Raw genomic sequence first — 14,436 nt, 5'->3', positions numbered from 1 at the left:
GGCGGACTGCTGCGCCGCATGGGAGCCTTCGCACTCGTCGAGTTGCAGAAGCTCAGCCACGACCGCAGCGAACTGGTGACCCGCATGGTGCAGCCCGCCCTGTGGCTGCTGATCTTCGGGCAGACGTTCTCGAGGCTGCACGTCATCGACACCGGGGGCGTACCGTACCTGGCCTTCCTGGCCCCCGGCATCATCGCCCAGTCGGCGCTGTTCATCTCCATCTTCTACGGCATTCAGATCGTGTGGGACCGCGACGCCGGCATCCTTGCGAAGCTGATGGTCACCCCCGCGCCCGCGTCGGCCCTCATCACCGGCAAGGCGTTCGCGGCGGGCGTGCGGTCGGTCGCGCAGGTGGTCGGCGTCATGGTGATCGCCTATCTGATGGGAATTCACCTGACCGCCAATCCCATTCGCATCCTCGGGGCGATGGCCGTGGTGGTGCTCGGGTCGGCGTTCTTCGCGTGTCTGTCGATGACGCTGGCGGGCCTGGTGCGCAACCGAGACCGGCTGATGGGCATCGGCCAGGCCATCACGATGCCGTTGTTCTTCGCGTCCAACGCGCTGTACCCGGTCGAGGTGATGCCCCAGTGGCTGCGCTGGCTCTCGGCGGTGAATCCGCTGAGCTACGAGGTCAACGCGCTGCGGGCGCTGCTCATCGGCATGCCCGGCAACACCCTGCTCGACGTCGGCGTTCTTCTGGTCGCCGCGGCGCTGGGGGTGTTCACCGCGTCGTCGCTGTTGCGGCGCCTGGTCAGGTAGGGCCCGGCCGCCGCGCCAGCAGGTCGTAGGCCGTGACCCCGCCGACGGTGGTGGCGGGGAAGTGGTCGCGGACCCACTGCAGGATGTCGGAGTGCGCCCGTGAGCCGACGTCCGCGGCCCCGTGATCCCGCTTGCCGTTCGTGACGGCGGAGGGCATGCGGCCCGAACCCGGCGGCGCGAGGTAATACGCCACCCGGTGGTTGGCCACGTCGTCCTGGAATTGCTGCAACGTCGGAGTGGGGTCGGTGCCCGAGAAGCCGCCGATCGCCATTACCGCCGTCCCCGTTGCCAATTCCAGCCCGGCGGCCGACGTCGACCGGTCCACCGCCGCCGACCACGGTGTGTCGGTCTCCTCGAGAAGCGCGTCGAGGCGCGGGTTGCCCATCGTGCGGCCGCCGCCGAACCCCGTCCCCGGGCGGCCGACCGACGGCCCGATGCCCTGATGGGGCGCGGCGACTGTCGCGACCGCGTAGGCGGCGGGCCCGCCGAGCGCCGCGGTCAACGCCACGGTCAGCAGAGCGGGCGCGACGTACCGCCGACCGATCCGACCACCGGAGGTCCACGACCACAGCAGGGCCGTCGACGCGAGCGTCGTCGCGCCCAGGACGGCCCACCGCAACGCCGACGACGACACCGCTCCCCCGCCGAGCCGCCACCAGCCCCAGAGCCCGGCCGCCAGCAGCAGTGCAGCGAGTGCGGCTCGGCTCCATGGCATTTCGCGTCGCGACCAGGCCTGGCACACCCCGATCGCGAAGATCGCCGCGACGGGCGGCGCGATCGAAAGGCTGTAGTACGGGTGGACGGTGCCGTGCATGAAGCTGAGCACCAGGCCGTCGACCAAGAACCACCCACCGAACAGCACCGCGCCGGCGCGCACCGGATCGGTCCTCGGCGCCCTGCCCCGCAGTACCACCGTCAGCACCGTTGCCAGCACCGCACCGGGCACCAGCCAACCGATCTCGAAGCCGAACTCACCGGACACCAGCCGCCCGAGGCCCTGCGGGTGACCGCCAACGCCGCCCAGGACGGCGACCCCGACGTGCCCGCCGTCGAACATGCTCCCGCCCTGGCGATCACGCCCCAAAACCCTTGCCAGACCGTTGTATCCGAGCACCAGGTTCATGAAGTCGTTGTCCGTCGACCCGGCGATGTAGGGCCGCGACGACGCGGGCCACAGCATCGTCAGCACCACGAACCAGCCGGCCGAGAGCAGGAACGCCGCGGCCGAGCCCAGCAGGTGCAGCAGTCGGGCGCGCAGGCGAATCGGCGCGGCGACCAGGTAGGCGGCGACCAGCGCCGGCATCACCATGGCACCCTCGAGCATCTTGGCCAGGAACGCGAAGCCCAGAGCCACCCCCGCGCCGGCCAACCATCCGGCCGACCCGCGCTCCAGCGCGCGCACGGTGCAGTAGGCCGCTGCCGTCATCAGAAGGACCATCGCGGCGTCGGGGTCGTTGAAGCGGAACATGAGCACCGCCACCGGCGTCACCGCGAGCGCCGCACCGGCGAGCAGGCCCGCGCCCGGTCCGCCGAGCCGGCGGACCGCGCCGTACAGCAGGGCGACGGCGCCGACCGCCATCAGCGCCTGCGGGACCAGCATGCTGGCACTGCTGAAGCCGAACACCTGACCCGAGAGTCCCATTACCCACTGCGACAGCGGCGGCTTGTCGACGGTGATGAAGTTGTGGGCGTCCAGCGAGCCGAACAGCAACGCCTCCCAGTTTCCGGAGCCGGCCTGCGCGGCCGCGGCGTAGTACTGGTTGGCCATCCCGTTGATCGTGACGTTCCACAGGTAGAGGACGGCGGTGCCGGCCAGGAGGAGGCCGAGGCGGACCCGCTCCCCGGTGACGAGCCGAACCCGGTCTGGCTCCCGCTCGGGGATGGGGCGGGTCGGGGGGTCGACCACGGTCCCCGGCGCGAACGTCACACCTGACAGTGAGGCATTCCGACATTCGGCCAACCTGTGAAGCAGCGGTGAGACTGCTGCCGAACGTCGCCGGGAAACACCCGGTAACGCGGCCACCGGTGACGGACGAAACTCCTCGTACGGAGCTTCTTGCTAGGTTCGACTCGCCGAGCCTCGGCCTGAGATGGGGGACAGTGTGCGCAACGTCTTGAAGATCGTCGCTGCGATGGCGACCGTCGCCGCAGTGTCGGCGACTGCCGCGACGGCGTGGCAACCCACGTCGCGAACCATTCCGTTCGTCGAGACGGCGTCCATCAACACCTCGTCGCGCACCGTCGGCATCTCCGACTCCGACATCTACGGCATGTCACCCGACGACGTGAACCGGACCTTCGACCTCATGACGGCCACCGGCGTCCGCAACGTGCGCGTGATGATGCCGTGGGCGGGCATGGAGCCCAACCCCGGGCAGTTCGACTTCGGCCAGACCGACCTGATCGTGAACGCCGCCAACGCCCGCGGGATGTCGGTGCTCGGCACGCTGGTGTCGTCGCCGGGGTGGGCCGTCGCACCCGGGCTGGCCGCCGTCTCCAGCCCCCCGGCGTCTGTCGGTACCTACGGCGACTTCGCCGCCGCGGCGGCCAGCCACTTCCGCGGCCGCGTCGGCGCCTACGAGATCTGGAACGAGCCGAACGCGGCGATGTCGTGGACGTCCGGCCCCCAGGGACCCGAACCGGCCGTCTACGCCGACCTGCTCAAGGCGGCGTACCCGAAGATCAAGGGCGCCGACCCGTCGGCGCTCGTCGTCGGCGGCGTCGTCGGCTCCGTGGTGTCGTTCTTCGCCCTGACGATGGACCCGGTGACGTTCGTCGACCAGATGTACGCCGCCGGCGCGAAGGGCTCCTTCGACGCGCTGTCCTTCCACCCGTACCAGTACACGACGATGTTCTCCGCCGGCGGCGACCTGCCCAACTCCCCGCTCCTGCAGGTCGGCGCGATCCACGACCGGATGGCGTCCAACGGCGACGGTGGCAAGAAGATCTGGGCCACCGAATACGGTGAGCCGACCTCCAGCGTGGACGAGGCGACCCAGGCGGCGTACCTCACGGACTTCCTCGCCAAGTGGCGCACCCTCCCGTATGCCGGACCGGCCTACGTCTACACGACCCGCGACCGCAACACCGGCAGCGGCAACCCCGACGACACCTTCGGGCTGTACCGGACGGACTGGTCGCCGAAGCCTGCGCAGGCAGCCGTCGCGGCCCTGGCCTAACGGCTACCCGCTGCCCACCAACCGGGCGATCGACGCCATCGGGATGGGCAGCCAGTCCGGGCGGTACCTGGCCTCGTAGCCGGCCTCGTAGACCGCCTTGTCGAGTTCGTAGGCGGCAAGCGTTCCGCCGGAGTCCCGCGGGTCGGTACCCGCCGCGGCGGCGTACCCGTCGCAGAACGACGCGCAGTTGCGATCCACCCATGCGGTGGCCCGCGCGGCCAGTTCGTCGTTCTTCGCGGACCCGTCGACCAGCCGCTGGTAGGCCGCGTACTCATAGGACCGCAGCACGCCGGCGACGTCCCGCAACGCCGAATCCGGCCGGCGGCGTTCCTCGAGCGGTTGCCCCGGCTCACCCTCGAAGTCGATCACCAACCAGCGCTCCGGCGTGCGCAGCACCTGCCCGAGGTGCAGGTCGCCGTGCACGCGTTGCACGGTCTGCGACTCCCCGGCGAGTTTCCGATACCGCTCCTCGACCGCGTCCCGGTACTGCTCGACGGCGGGCACCATCGCGGCAACGGAGTTCAGGCGCTCCAGCAGGGCCTCGACGGGAAACGGCTGCTGCTCGGTCCCCAGCGTCATGGCCAGCGTCCGGTGCACGGAGGCGACGGCCTCCCCCAGGCGATAGGACTCCTCGGCGAAGTCGGCTCCCCCGGAGGCCAGGTCTCGGGTGCTGGCGGTGGCCATGTCCCAGCCCTCCGAGGAGTTGGCGGCGAACTCGGTGACCATGCCCAGCGAGTACGACTCCCCGTCGAAGGTCGTCTCGAACGACCCGAGCAGCCGCGCGACGTGCGGATTGCCCGCGCGGGCCAGCTCGCGGTTCAGCTCGATGTCCGGGTTGACGCCGGGGGTGACGCGACGGAACACCTTGAACATCGCGGCGTCGCCGAAGACCACGCTGGTGTTGCTCTGCTCGGCACCGATGACGCGGCCGTCGAGGTGCAACGGCAGCTCGACGTCCGGCTCCTTCACGAAGCGCAGCGGGCCGACGGTGGCGGACTCGTCGACCAGCGTCAGCAGGAACTTGGCCGCGTCGGGGTCGTAGAGCGCGTCGTAACCGGTGTGCACGCCCGACGTGCCGATGGTCGCGGCGCCCGGCCCGTCCGCTCCGCCGTCCCAGCGCACCAGCTGCTGGTAGCGGTGCGACGTGCCGTCGGTGAACTCGACGTCGAGGAGCACGAGGTCGAGATCGCCCCGCAGCGGGACCACCTCGCCCGTCCGCACCTCGGAGAGTTGGCGGCCACGCCCGGCGTACCACCGCTGGGTTGGGAGCCACTGGTCGAACGGAAGGTTCATCGCCTCAGTCATCAGTCTTCAAAGCTACCCACGGCCGGTGCGCTTGAATCAGCCCGGAAGCTCAAGTCAGGAAGCGGGCGGCGTCGGTGCGCAGGTAGCGCCCGGAATTGGCCTGGCGGTATCCGATCACTCCGCCACCGAACGTGAGGGCCAGCAGGCCGGCGAGCCCCGGGATCGCGACCATCGCCAGCTCGTTGGCGCGGGCCGTGCGCAGGTAGCGCGGGTAGCCCTGCCGTGGGGCGGGGGCGCCCGTCGCCGACGAGGCGGATGCCGGCGGCAACCGGTCGGTCGGGATCGATCCCGTCTGCGCCACCGAACCCTTGACCGCGGGCGCCCGCACGCCAGCCGAGCCGACCGCGAGCACCCGGACGCCCGCGGGCGCCGACCCGCTGATCGGCCGTGGCGTCGGGACCCGGATCTGCGGCACCACCACCGGCGCCTGCAGCACCGGCAGACCGGAGGACCCGGTCGACAGCGGGACCGTGGCACCGGTCCCGTCGCCGGCGTCGACGACGGACGGCTCCTCCTGCATGATGCGGAACGTCGGGGCCGGCGTCGGGGCCGGTGGCGGCGGGCGGAACGGGTCGTACGGCGCGTAGGCGTCCTTCAGCAACGAGTTCACCGTGTTCAACGTCTGCCCGACCGACGTGAAGGCCGCGTACGGGTCGGTCAGGTTGAGCGACCACCGCACGTTCTCGTAGCCGGGCACGGGGACGGACGGCACCGGGACGGTGATCGGCGGCGTCAACGGAAGCGCCACCTCGACCGTGCTCCCGCTGCGGCGGGTCGCCGGCGAGACGACGTCGGGCGGCGCCGGGTCCGGCCGTGAGTCAAGCTCACCGGTCGTCGGCTTGTCGCGCTTGCGCCCGGTGGACGCACCACCGGCCGCGGTGTCGGGCACCGTCAGGGTCCCGGGAACCCGGCCGTTGCCGAAGATGCTTAGTGGTTTGCCGAACATGTCGCGCAGCTGCGTGGCAATCGTCTGCGGGATGTCGAAGATGCTTGGCGGCCGGGTCGCGGGGGTCCCGGCCGGCGGAATGCCCGTGGTCGGCTCGGGTTCGCTCGAAGGAGGAGTCTCGCCGCCCGTGCCGGGGTCGGTGGGGGTGCCGCCGTCGTCGGGATCCGCGCCCGCCACACCCATGCCGATAGAGCTCATCAGCAACGCTGCAATCAGCGCGGCGACGGCTCGCGACACTCGGAGCACAGCGTTCGGCACAACGCTCTCTTTTCAGCTAAATTTAACGTCTGAGCTGGTGAAATACCACCACCTGATTGTTGCACACGAGACCCCTGTGACGTCGATCTTTGGACGGCCGGCCCCGGCCAGCGAACCAGCAGGCACCCCGTCGTCGGCAAACCCCGGCCCGCGCGACGGTAGGGTGCGGACGTGGCATCCGGTGATACCTTGCGCGACCACGGCGATCCTGGCGACGCCCCGTCGATTCCGCCCCCCTTGGCCGCGGCGGTGCACACCACCCGACCGTCGGCCGCCGAGGAGGCCCGCACGATCGCGGCGTCGACCAACACCGGCACCCTGGCCTCGCTGACGGCCACGGGTGACCCGTGGGCGTCGTTCGTCACCTACGGACTGCTCGGCGGAGCGCCCGTGCTGTGCGTCTCCAACCTCGCCGAGCACGGCCGCAACCTCGCCGGCGATCCGCGGGCCAGCATCGCGATCGTCGCCGCCGCCACCGACACCGATCCGCTCGCCAACTCCCGCATCACCCTGGCCGGCGTCGTCGAGCGGCCAGTCGGGGACGAACAGGCAGCCGCCCGCCAGGCCCACCTCGACGCCGTTCCCGCGGCGAAGTATTACGTCGACTACAGCGACTTCACGCTGTGGGTGCTGCGGGTCGACCGGGTGCGCTGGGTCGGCGGGTACGGGCGCATGGACTCCGCCGCCGGGCCCGACTACGCGACGGCCGAACCCGACCCGGTGCAGGCGATCGCCGCGGGCGCCGTCGAACACCTCAACGCCGACCACGCCGAAGCCCTGGCCGCCATGGCCAGGACGCTCGGCGGCTACCCGGACACCACGGCGGCCACCTGCACGGGCGTCGACCGCTACGGGCTCGACCTCAAGGTGACCACCGACCGCGGCGTGGCGTACCCGCGCGTCGGCTTCGCCGAACGCCTCGACTCCCCCGACCAGTTGCGGGCGGCCACGGTGGAACTGACGCGGCGGGCGCGAGAAGGCTGACCTGCCCTACGATCGGTGCGTGTCCGACCGCCCCGAGACCTGGCAAGCCGCCTTCGACCTCATCCGCACCCGCGGCTACGAACGTCGCGACGAACCCTTCAAGCTGGCCAGCGGCCAGCTGAGCCACGACTACATCGACGGCAAGTTCGCGATCGACACCGGTGAGCGACTCACCGTCGTCAGCCGCGCGGTCGCCGACCTCGCCACGCAGACCGGCATCGAGTACGACGCCGTCGGCGGGCTGACCATGGGCGCCGATCCCCTCGCGCACGGCATCGCGATGGTGACCGGCAAGGCCTGGTTCTCGGTCCGCAAGGAGCAGAAGCAGCGCGGCCGCGAACAGTGGATCGAGGGCACCCGCATCGAGCCGGGCATGCGCGTCCTGCTGGTCGACGACGTCATCAGCACCGGCGGCTCCACCGAGATCGCGTTCGACCGGGTCGTCGCGGCGGGCGCCGTCGTCAGCGGCGTCATCCCGATGGTCGACCGTGGCGACGTGGCGGCGGGCAGATTCGCCCGTCGCAACGTGCCGTTCGCGGCGCTGGTCACCTATCGCGACCTGGGCATCGAGCCGGTCAAGGACGTCTGAGTCACGGGCGACTGTGGGGGTCGCGTACGCGAAGTCTCGAAATTGCGTGCACGACACCCACACTCGAGGGGACGTCTAGCCCGCAGCGGGCACGACCAGCACGTCGGTGGGCGCAACCCCCACGGCGACCCGCTGCCCGGGGCTGAACTCCCTCGCCTGTGAGCTGCTCAGCTGAGCGTGCACGACGGCGCCGTCGGCCAGCTCGACGTACACGCGTGAGATCGGACCGAGGAACGCCACCGACCGCACCGTCTCCGCTCCGGACTCGTCGGCGGTGACCGTGACCGACTCCGGCCGCACCATCGCCGTCCCCGCCCCGGAGGTGATCGAGCCCGTCAGCGTGGGCAGCTCGGCGCCGAAGACGCTGGCTCGGCCATCCGAAACCCGGGCGGGCACGCGGTTGTTCAGGCCGACGAACTCCGCGACGAACGGCGTGGCGGGGTTCGCGTACACCTCCGCGGGTGGCGCGAGCTGCTCGAGGCGGCCCTTGCTCATCACACCAACGCGGTCGGCGACGGCGAGGGCTTCCTCCTGGTCGTGGGTGACGAACAGCGTCGTCGTCCCGACCTCCAGTTGCACCCGGCGGATCTCGTCGCGGAGCTGAGTGCGCACCTTCGCGTCGAGCGCGGACAGCGGCTCGTCGAGCAGCAGGACCCGCGGGCGGATCGCCAGCGCACGCGCCAACGCGACCCGTTGCTGCTGACCGCCCGACATCTCCGAGGCGTACTTGTGGGTGTGCTCCGACAGGCCGACGAGCTCGAGCATCTCCGCTGCGCGCGTGGCTCTTTCGCCCTTCGCACTGCCTCGCATCTTGAGCCCGAACTCGACGTTCTCCGCCGCGGTGAGGTGCGGGAACAGGCTGTAGGCCTGAAACACCATCCCCATGTCCCGCTTGTTGGCGGGCACCGAGGTCAGGTCGCGGCCGTCGACGGTGACCGTGCCGGAGGTGGCCTTGTCGAGCCCGGCGAGGATGCGCAGCGCAGTGGTCTTGCCGCATCCCGAGGGGCCGAGCAGCGCGACGAACTCGCCGGGCTCCATCTTCAGGTTCAGACCGTCGAGCGCCTTCACGCTGCCGTAGGTTCGGGTGAGGTCGGTCAGCTCGACCGCCACCCCGCCGCCAGTGGTGCTCATGCGTGACGCCTCCGTCGGGTGACCAGTGAAAGTGCAAGAAGCAGAACGAAACCGAACAGCAACGTGGCCAACGACGCCGCCACCGAGGTGGGGCCGTCGGTCTTGCCGAGCGCGACGATCTGGATGGGCAGGGTCTGATAGCCCGACAGTGACGCGATGGTGTACTCGCCGAGCACCACGGCCACCGAGATGAACGCCGCGGACAGCACACCCGACCAGATGTTGGGGACGACGACGCGCGCGATGGTGGTCGTCCACCCCGCCCCCAGCGACCGCGCGGCCTCCGACAGCGTGCCGAGGTCGATCGCCGACAGCGCGGCGTCGATCGACCGGTAGGAGAACGGCAGCACCACCACGACGTAGACGAAGGTCAGGGTCAACGCGGACTCGCCGAAGAAGTACGTCACCCACAGGTAGACGTTCTTCAGGCCGACGACGACCACCAGCGCCGGGATGGTGAGCGGCAGCAGGCACAGGAATTCGACGACGCCCTTGGCCCACGGCGTGCGCAGCCGGACCCAGATCATGGTGGGCACCAACAGGATCAGCATCACCACCACGGTCAGCACCGCGAGCAGAAGCGACGTGATGATCGACTGGTAGAGCGCCTCGTCGGTGACGAGGTTGGCCCAGGCCGCCATCGTGCGCCCACCCTTGAGCAGATTGCGCGTGGAGAAGTCGGCCATCGCGTACAGCGGGAAGAGGAAGAACAACCCGAACGCCACCCACAGCGCACCCTTGGCCACGCGGGTGCTCATCGCAGCCACCTCATCGCAGCCACCTCGACGTGCGCCGGACCAGCAGGCTGTAGGCCCCCATCACCAGGGCCACGACGACGATCATCTCCAGAGCCAACGCGTAGGCGAAGCCCGACTGACCAAGCACCACCTCGCTGGTGAGCGCGGCGCGGATCAGCAGCGGCACGATCGGACTGCCCTGGCTGACGAGCGCCGCGGCCGTCGCGTAGGCGGCAAAGGCGTTGGCGAACAACAGAAGCACCGCACCGAGGAACGCCGGGGTCAGCAGCGGCACGGCGACCTGCCGCCAGTACTGCCAGGTCGACGCACCAAGGCTGACGGCGGCTTCCCGCCACTGTTCCCGCAGGCCCTCGAGGGCGGGCAGGAACACGATGACCATCAACGGAATCTGAAAGTAGGTGTACACCAGCACCAGCCCCGGAAGCCCGTACAGCCATCCGGAGCCGGCCAGGTTCCAGCCGAAGTGCTGCTGAACCCACAGCGTGAGAACGCCGTTCAGCCCGATCGTCGCGAGGAACGCGAATGCCAGTGCCACACCGCCGAATTGGGCCAGCACGCTGCACAGCGAGATGACACCGCGGCGGATCATCGACGAGGCGGGCCGCGACACGATCAGCCACGCGAGCAGCGCACCGAACACGGCGCCGAGCACCGCGGTGCTGCCCGAGAGGAACACGCTTCTGCCGAGCGCGGTCAGCGCCGTCTCGGAGAACAGCGCGCTCAGCCGGGCGAGCGAGAACCTGCCGTCGTCGATCACCGCGCTGGTGATGACGGTGACCGTCGGGACGATGAGGAAGATCCCCACCACCGCGAAGAACGGCAGCAGTGGCAGGGAGTCGACGAGGCGACTGCGGATCTTGGCCAGGGCGATCAGCCGATCGCCTTGGCCCAGTTGGCTTCCAGGTACTTCTTCGCGGCGTCACTCTGCTGCTGCGTCACGAAGACCGCCGATCCGTCGACCGGCGGCAGCGCCCGGTAGGCGGTCAGGTCGATCGTGCCCGCGGTGACCATGCTGTCGGCCCGCACCGGACGCGCACTGCCCTGCAGATAGAGGTTCTGCCCTTCGTCGCTGTAGAGGAACTCCTGCCACAGCCGGGCCGCCGCGGGATGCGGAGCGTCCTTGTTGATCGCCTGGTAGTAGTAGCCCGCGAGCGCGGCGTTGGGCGGGACGATCACCTTCCACGACGGCAGCTTCTTGGTCTCCGCGACGTTGAGGTAGTCCCAGTCGATGACAACCGGCGTCTGGCCGGACTCGATGGTGGCGGGCGTCGGGTCGACGGGCAGGAAGTTGCCTGCCTGCTTGAGCTTGCCGAAGAACGTCACGCCGGGGGCGACGTCGTCGGGCGACCCACCCTGGCTCAGCGCAACCATCATGACGCCGGAGAACGCCGCGCCGGCCTGCGTCGGATCGCCGTTGAGCGCGACCTTGCCCTTGAAGTCGGGGCCGAGAAGGTCGTCGACGTTCTTGATCTCCGGCACCTTGGCCGAGTCGTAGCCGATGGACACGTAGCCGCCGTAGTCGTTGACCCAGGTGCCGTCGGGCGCCTTCATCTCCGCACCGATCTCGTCGAACTTCGCCACCTTGTACGGCGCGAACATCGCGGTGTTGGCCAACGCGACGGCTTGTCCGAGGTCGAAGACGTCCGGGGCGGTCGACTTGCCCTTCTGCTGGGTCGCGGCGTTGATCTCGTCCTGGCTGGCGGCGTCGGGCTGGGCGGAGTTGACCTTGATGCCGTACTTGTCACCGAACGCCTTGATGATGGCGCCGTAGTTCGCCCAATCCGGCGGCAGGGCGATGACGTTGAGCTCGCCTTCCTTCTTCGCGGCGTCGATCAGTCCCGACATGTTCTCGCCACCGAAGTCGGCGGCCGAGGTCGCCTCACTCGAGTTGACGCCGGAGGAGGTCTTCTCGCCCTTGTCCTTTGACTCCGGTGGTGCGCACGCGACGAGGCCGCCCGCGACGACGAGGACCAGGGCGCTGGCGGCGAGCCGCATTTTCTTCATTCGCGAACCTTCTTATGGGCGGGATGCGCGACGGTGGCGTTGAGGTGACCACGCCTGGTCGCGACGGTGAACGAACCACGTCGAACTATCGATCAGGGGGGACCTTACCGTTGGGCCCGCAGGTCGGCAGCCGTTCTCGGCCGTCTCTCTCCCGTCGTGGAGGGATCTTCGACGCGCCGGACCAATTTGGCATCCGGTCATCCATAACTGCTGGTCGCCGCCTAACATCGTGGGGTGGCGGACGGCGAGGCCTCGGGGGAGGCCAGGTTGGACGATCCGGTCGACGAGGCAGTCGACACGGATCGCTTGGCCTACCCGCCGTCCGAAGCCGCCGAGCCGGACGTACCGGAGGATCCCGGATTCGGATACCTCTTCGACCAGCCGGCCGAGGACTACGTCGAGGATCCCGAGCCCCGGGTCGAGTGGGTCGAACCCCCTCCGCCGACCGCGGCGGAGGAACAGACGTTCAACGCGTTCGACGCGAGCACCTGGAACTTCAAGCCCGCCCCGGCGCCGTGGTACCGCACCGGGCACACGGCCGTCGTCGTCGCCGCGGTGTCCGTGGCGGCCGTCGCCCTGGTGGTCTCGGTGGTCCTGCTGGCCTTTCAAGGGTCCGTTGGCGAGAACACCGCGCCCGTCGAGCAGACCTCGGTCGCACCGACGACGTCGAGCACCCCGACCGCCACCAGCGAGGCCGAGGTGCCCCCTCCCCCACCGCCACCACCACCGCCCCCGCCACCACCGTCGGCCTCGGAGATCGAGCGGGCGCCGGTGATCGCGCGTCAGCCGACCCGGCCGCCCAAGAAGCCCGAGATCAACGTCACCCGCTCGCCGATGAGCGTGAGACCCCAAATGCCCTCGCGGTGAGCGACTTCGACGCCGTCACACGGTTTGCGAGCGCGCCGGTGGCGGTGCTCGCCACGGTCGGCGAGGACGGTGCGCCGCACCTGGTGCCCATCGTGTTCACGGTGCGGACCGCCGGAGACGAGACGACGCTGTACACCGCCGTGGACGCGAAGCGGAAGTCGACGCAGCGCCTGCGCCGGCTGGCGAACATCGCCGCCAATCCCCGGGTGAGCCTGCTGGTCGAGCACTACGACGACGACTGGGCGCAGCTGTGGTGGGTCCGGGCCGACGGGCTGGCGACGGTGCACGAGAGCGGCGAGCAGATGGCCGTCGGCTATGCCGCGCTGCGTCGGAAGTACGCCCAGTACGAACGGGTCGCGCTCGACGGTCCGGTGGTCACCGTGACGGTGACGCGCTGGTCGTCGTGGCATGCCTGAACGACCTGCGGCCGGTCGTCGAAACCTCGACGTGCCCCGGGCCGACGTGCCACTGTGATCGGATGGCACTACGCATCATCCAATGGGGCACCGGCGCGGTCGGCAAGGAGGCGCTGGCGACGATCCTCGATCCTCGCACCGGCCTCGAATTGGTGGGCGTCAAGGTTCATTCCGAGGACAAGGACGGCGTCGACGCCGGCACCCTGATTGGTCGCGAGCCCGTCGGAGTGGTCGCCACGCGGGATCACGACCGCGCCCTGGCCATCGAGGCGGACTGCGTGGTGTACACCCCGAGGCTGACCTCGATCGCCGAGGTGTGCTCGATCCTGGCGAGTGGCAAGAACGTCGTGACGACGGCGTTTCTGTTCCACCCCAACCGCATTCGCCTCCGGGACCGCGACCGCGTCCTGGCCGCCTGCTTGCAGGGTGGCACCAGTGTGCACGGGTGCGGCCTCAACCCCGGCAACCTCTCGGGCGCTCTGCCGTTGGCGCTGTCGGGCATGAGCCGGACGATCGAGAAGATCAAGCTGCAGGAGCGGGCCGACTGGTCGGGGTACGACAGCACGGCGATCACGTTCGACAACATGCGCTTCGGCCATCCGGTCGACGAAATCTCCGCGACGGCAAACGACTTCCTGGCGTTCAACAGTTCGATCTTCACCGAACAGGTGTGGCTGCTGGCCGACGCACTGCATGCCGGAATCGACGAGGTGACGGCGACCGTCGACGCCGTCGCCGCCAAGCGCGACCACGAGATCTTCGACCACGTGTTGCGGGCAGGCACCACCGGGGGTCAGCGGTGGAACTGGGTGGGCCGCCGCGAGGGTCGGCCACTGGTCGAGATCGAGACGCTGTGGACCGTCGGCAACGAGTACCCCGGGCACTGGCCAAAGCCGCAACACGGGTGGACGCTCACCATCGAGGGCGAACCCTCGATGCGGGCGCACTTCCTGTCCCTGGCGAGCTTCGAACGGGACGCCTCGATGATCGAGCACGTCAACTCGGCGAACGTCGCCACCGCGATGCAGGTGCTCAATGCGATTCCCGCGGTCTGCGCGGCCGCACCGGGTTTCGCGACCATCGCGACCCTTCCGCAGGTGCACAGCCTGATCGGCTTCGGCAACTTCTAACGGGGAACCGCCGAACACTGTGTCCTAGGCCATGATCTGGCGCGTGACGTGATCAGCGCCGCATTTACGGCGCAATGCTTGCACCCCCACCAACCGGTTGGGACACTTCT

At 69.7% G+C, this 14,436-nt stretch carries 14 protein-coding genes; 7 read left to right on the top strand and 7 right to left on the bottom strand.

Going from position 1 to position 14,436, the window contains the following annotated elements; all coding sequences use genetic code 11:
* The first annotated feature begins 18 nt into the window (after nt 1-18).
* Nucleotides 19-759: an ABC transporter permease gene (locus tag H7J06_RS14845; protein WP_264039775.1), complete on the top strand. Its 741-nt coding sequence runs from the start codon at nt 19-21 to the stop codon at nt 757-759.
* On the opposite strand, the gene H7J06_RS14840 is transcribed toward H7J06_RS14845, so the two are convergent.
* Nucleotides 752-2,686, bottom strand: a complete 1,935-nt coding sequence (locus tag H7J06_RS14840) for a glycosyltransferase family 39 protein (protein ID WP_264039660.1) — start codon at nt 2,684-2,686, stop codon at nt 752-754. The genes H7J06_RS14845 and H7J06_RS14840 overlap by 8 nt on opposite strands.
* A gap of 175 nt (nt 2,687-2,861) precedes the next feature.
* Here H7J06_RS14840 and H7J06_RS14835 point away from each other — a divergent pair, with 175 nt between their 5' ends.
* Nucleotides 2,862-3,938, top strand: a complete 1,077-nt coding sequence (locus H7J06_RS14835) for a cellulase family glycosylhydrolase (protein ID WP_264039659.1) — start codon at nt 2,862-2,864, stop codon at nt 3,936-3,938.
* Between the two features lie 3 nt (nt 3,939-3,941).
* Here H7J06_RS14835 and H7J06_RS14830 read toward each other — a convergent pair whose 3' ends face one another.
* Complete coding sequence (locus tag H7J06_RS14830) at nt 3,942-5,231, bottom strand: maltokinase N-terminal cap-like domain-containing protein (RefSeq protein WP_264039774.1); 1,290 nt, start codon at nt 5,229-5,231, stop codon at nt 3,942-3,944.
* Between the two features lie 61 nt (nt 5,232-5,292).
* Complete coding sequence (locus H7J06_RS14825; RefSeq protein ID WP_264039658.1) at nt 5,293-6,447, bottom strand: hypothetical protein; 1,155 nt, start codon at nt 6,445-6,447, stop codon at nt 5,293-5,295.
* Between the two features lie 171 nt (nt 6,448-6,618).
* On the opposite strand from H7J06_RS14825, the gene H7J06_RS14820 reads away from it, so the two are divergent.
* Nucleotides 6,619-7,431, top strand: coding sequence for a HugZ family pyridoxamine 5'-phosphate oxidase (locus tag H7J06_RS14820; protein ID WP_264039656.1), 813 nt, complete (start codon nt 6,619-6,621; stop codon nt 7,429-7,431).
* 19 nt (nt 7,432-7,450) lie between these two features.
* On the top strand, nt 7,451-8,020 hold the full coding sequence (locus H7J06_RS14815) for an orotate phosphoribosyltransferase (protein WP_264039655.1): 570 nt from the start codon (nt 7,451-7,453) through the stop codon (nt 8,018-8,020).
* 75 nt (nt 8,021-8,095) lie between these two features.
* On the opposite strand, the gene H7J06_RS14810 is transcribed toward H7J06_RS14815, so the two are convergent.
* The 4 genes from H7J06_RS14810 to H7J06_RS14795 are packed head-to-tail and all read right to left on the bottom strand — an operon-like array spanning nt 8,096 to nt 11,913.
* Entirely contained in the window at nt 8,096-9,151 is a 1,056-nt protein-coding gene (locus tag H7J06_RS14810) for an ABC transporter ATP-binding protein (RefSeq protein ID WP_264039654.1), read from the bottom strand.
* Nucleotides 9,148-9,909 (bottom strand): ABC transporter permease, encoded by a 762-nt coding sequence (locus H7J06_RS14805; RefSeq protein ID WP_264039653.1) that lies wholly within the window; start codon nt 9,907-9,909, stop codon nt 9,148-9,150. The genes H7J06_RS14810 and H7J06_RS14805 overlap by 4 nt, the downstream gene beginning before the upstream one ends.
* 10 nt (nt 9,910-9,919) lie before the next feature.
* A complete protein-coding gene (locus H7J06_RS14800) occupies nt 9,920-10,774 on the bottom strand; it encodes an ABC transporter permease (protein ID WP_264039773.1) in 855 nt (284 codons plus the stop codon).
* A 5-nt stretch (nt 10,775-10,779) separates the two neighbouring features.
* Complete coding sequence (locus H7J06_RS14795) at nt 10,780-11,913, bottom strand: ABC transporter substrate-binding protein (protein ID WP_264039652.1); 1,134 nt, start codon at nt 11,911-11,913, stop codon at nt 10,780-10,782.
* A 234-nt stretch (nt 11,914-12,147) separates the two neighbouring features.
* Here H7J06_RS14795 and H7J06_RS14790 point away from each other — a divergent pair, with 234 nt between their 5' ends.
* The 3 genes from H7J06_RS14790 to H7J06_RS14780 all read left to right on the top strand — a co-directional run bounded on the left by H7J06_RS14790 (nt 12,148) and on the right by H7J06_RS14780 (nt 14,326).
* On the top strand, nt 12,148-12,780 hold the full coding sequence (locus H7J06_RS14790) for a hypothetical protein (protein ID WP_264039651.1): 633 nt from the start codon (nt 12,148-12,150) through the stop codon (nt 12,778-12,780).
* Nucleotides 12,777-13,196: a TIGR03668 family PPOX class F420-dependent oxidoreductase gene (locus H7J06_RS14785; RefSeq protein WP_264039650.1), complete on the top strand. Its 420-nt coding sequence runs from the start codon at nt 12,777-12,779 to the stop codon at nt 13,194-13,196. Before H7J06_RS14790 ends, H7J06_RS14785 begins: the two co-directional genes overlap by 4 nt.
* Before the next feature lie 62 nt (nt 13,197-13,258).
* The gene (locus tag H7J06_RS14780) at nt 13,259-14,326 is read left to right on the top strand and encodes an NAD(P)H-dependent amine dehydrogenase family protein (protein ID WP_264039648.1); all 1,068 of its coding nucleotides are present in this window, start codon (nt 13,259-13,261) and stop codon (nt 14,324-14,326) included.
* Nucleotides 14,327-14,436 lie beyond the last annotated feature (110 nt).

The organism is Mycolicibacterium hodleri, from assembly GCF_025822245.1.
GTDB lineage: Bacteria > Actinomycetota > Actinomycetes > Mycobacteriales > Mycobacteriaceae > Mycobacterium > Mycobacterium hodleri.
Note: the sequence above shows the minus strand (reverse complement) of the source record. Positions and strands in the feature narration are given on the sequence as shown.